Origin of the sequence: Halanaerobium salsuginis, from assembly GCF_900114545.1 — a bacterium.
GTDB lineage: Bacteria > Bacillota > Halanaerobiia > Halanaerobiales > Halanaerobiaceae > Halanaerobium > Halanaerobium salsuginis.
The window spans coordinates 1-1,434 of sequence record NZ_FOTI01000094.1; the positions used below are offsets into that span (position 1 = coordinate 1).

At 30.9% G+C, this 1,434-nt stretch carries 1 protein-coding gene; it reads right to left on the minus strand.

The genetic code is table 11. From position 1 onward, the window contains the following. Positions 1 to 219 precede the first annotated feature (219 nt). Positions 220 to 1,296 carry a DUF6414 family protein gene (locus BMZ74_RS14290; protein WP_089862876.1) on the minus strand — a complete coding sequence of 359 codons (1,077 nt, stop codon included), beginning with the start codon at positions 1,294 to 1,296 and terminating at the stop codon, positions 220 to 222. Positions 1,297 to 1,434: the final 138 nt, after the last annotated feature.

Below are 1,434 nucleotides of genomic sequence, written 5' to 3' on the forward strand. Positions count from 1 at the left end.
CTTTAATGGAGAAAGTTAATGAATTATAGTTAGCGATGCTCAAACCTTATCTTTTATCTTTTTAGCTGATGTTTAGTTATTATTGCGTATAACGTCCCTGGGATTTAAGAAGTTCGTGAGGTTTAGGGCGACCCCCCTTAGACCCCCCTTACCGAACGAATTTGCATGGAGCGCAGCGGAATCTTCAATCCCATGTTATACGAAGTCTGTTAAAAAGTTTCATCTATATATTGCAATTAAATTGATAGATATATTAGGGTACTCAACAAAAGATTGAATTCCTATTTGCGAACCTATTTCAGTAAAAGTATTCGTGATTTCTTTTATAAAATCATTTAATTTATTTGCTTCTGAAAAGTTAGGAGACTTTATATTCATCTTGTTTGTGTGTTTTTTCTTTGGCTTCTTGCATATTTGCCCTAATATTTTCCAATTTTGATTAGGCTCATGTCCATATTTAAACAAAATTTCTTCTTTACTATCTATTAAATATTCTTCTTTAATAGGAGCGACAAAGTTTGTATCATTATCTGAAGCCGATAAAGGTCGCGCTATTATATGAATAGGTACAGAAGCATAACCACCTTCTGAAATATCCTTCATTAAGTCAATCATAGCGTTTAATTCTAATGGATTAAGGTCATTTCCAAAAGTATTCATTCTACTGTGATATCCCATTTGCATTGCATTTTTATTTATATATTCCATTGCCTCTTCTGCACTTGTGCCCTCTTGAATCATTTTATGAATCTTTTTAGCTGTAGTAATTTGATCAGTCATTTCAATAAATTTTTCTAAACCACTTGCGATACTTTTCAGATGAGATACATCAAAAAATTTAACTCTAGATGTTAGTTCAATAAAATCACCAAACTCAATATCTTTGGCAGCTTTACCGTTGTTCCATTCATGAGCTTTTTTATCATCTAAATTTTTCAATATTTTTTGTTCTAATAAAGCATTTCTCAATAATGTAAATTGAAAATGATCTAATAATTTTGATTCCTGCTTTTCTTCTTTATTAAAAGTTTTTGAAGTAAAATGGGGATTTATTTCACCTGAAACACCAAGATTTGCTTTTCCAATAATACTTATTAAAGATTCAATTAATGCTAAAGAGTTTTCTCCTAATTTTGCTTCTGCATTTATATTTCCTTTTAAATCTAAATCTTTAATTTTATCTTTACTATTTTCACTAATGGTAGTAATAGTATCAGCTAACCCACCTAATAATTGTGATCCAAATGATAACACCCGCTTTTGATCTAAATAAATAAAATCTCTTATTTCATTCATAAAGGAACCTCCTTCAAGTTTCAATTAAAAGTTACAGATTTCGTATAACGTTACTGGGATTTCCGACGTGCCTGTGCCTTTAGACCTGGCGGAAAGCTTGCCGTTATATTTCTTGCTGCCTATGATTGCAAGCTTTGT

Coding starts and splice junctions, on each gene's coding strand:
- BMZ74_RS14290 (WP_089862876.1), bottom strand. CDS start 1,296: ATGAATGAAATAAGAGATTTTATTTATTTAGATCAAAAGCGGGTGTTA.